Source organism: Mesorhizobium sp. P5_C1 (assembly GCF_054049815.1).
In genome coordinates this window covers 1-1415 of sequence record NZ_JBFULQ010000929.1, presented here as the reverse complement: position 1 = coordinate 1415, position 1415 = coordinate 1, and the positions used below count along the sequence as shown (strand labels likewise).

General features: G+C 59.6%; 1 protein-coding gene. It reads right to left on the bottom strand.

What is annotated here, in order from left to right:
* Positions 1–40: 40 nt before the first annotated feature.
* On the bottom strand, positions 41–343 hold the full coding sequence (locus ACXJ7R_RS32685; protein WP_457155403.1) for a DUF1330 domain-containing protein: 303 nt from the start codon (positions 341–343) through the stop codon (positions 41–43).
* Positions 344–1415: the final 1072 nt, after the last annotated feature.

Here is a 1415-nt window from a genome sequence, read left to right as displayed (position 1 = left end):
GACTGAAGTCCCACTGGCCTAAAGGCGCTTCGCGGCACCGTCAGACAATGGGTGTTGTGATCCCTTCCAGCGCAATGATCCTGGTGTTGGCGCAACGTTTTCGAATCTCGATCAGGCGGGCGTACTCCGGCGAATTGTACCAGCTCATCAATGACGCCATATCGGGGAATTCGATAATAACCAAACGGTGTGGCTCCCAGTCACCTTCCAGAACCTTGGTCGCACCGCCACGACCTAAGTATCGCCCGCCGTAGCGCGCCTCGGTGGCCGGAACATCCCGCCGGTATTCCTCGAACGCGGCAGCGTCTTTTATGTCTACATCCGCGATAAGATAGGCGGCCATTTGTGCTCCCTCCCTTTGTCGTCGAACCCCTTCGCCATCGCTTTGGCCTACCGATTAGATCTTTTCCGGCTTGTGCTCCACCTTTTGCTGCTTCCATCGTTCTTACGGATAGGTCCCGAACATATTAGCGAAAGCGTATATTTTCACCAGCCGGCTCGCTCCCCAACCCGCGCCGGTCAGGCCCGACAGTCTGCTGGCCCCCCGCCGTGCGGAGATGCCGGGCCGCTTAGTCTGAGCGTCGCTGCCCTGGTGTCTTCGGGTGGCTGGTGAACGCGATGTTTCGGTCAGGGCGCCCTGCGTCACGGCAGGGCTGGCAGAATAGGACCCGGATCAAATCCCAGTGTAGGCAGCCGTAATCTTCGCCGAGACGGTCAACCAGCGCTTGGATATCGAGGTCGGCATGCCGGCGGCACGTCATGCAGTGACGGAAAGCCCCGACCCGATCTGTACTTCTTGCCGAGCGTGTCCTCGACGAACAGATATTTCATGGTCATGGGATGGCGCTACCCAGCCTTGGGAGGCCGCACAGGCCCTGTTCCGAACCATTGAATGAACGGCGAATCCTTGCCGGTGAYGTCCTTSACCGTCTTCAGCAGCGCTTCRTGGGTSCGYTGGAGYGCCCGGTARTGCTCGCTGSTRGGYGATAGMARCGGCTGGACKATGCTYTTATGAAGYCGTTCCGCCTCCGCTGCGTAGTCACCACCAATGCCCCCTTGGGCGAAAAGCCCGCCGCCAGCAGACTGAGAGCGGGCAGCGGGCCTTTGATTTTCGGCAGGTGGAGGCCGCCGGGCAGCAAAGTGCCGTTCGCTGCCGACGGTGATGGTTATCTGGCTTTGCGCGGACCGACGACTTACTGATTCGTAAGGCTATGGAACAGGATGCCGACGATCACTGAAATGCGTCGGGTCCGCTGCCGGGGAGACAGCGGACTCAAACTAGGGCCAAGAGGGGCAAGGCCCTTTATGATCCCTATGCGGGGAKCAGGGTGATAACACCGGGCGAGCACAAACGTTCCGTCGGCTGAAAGATATTTCCCAAGCTCCGCTCCACGCCCGATTTGACTCGCTAATCC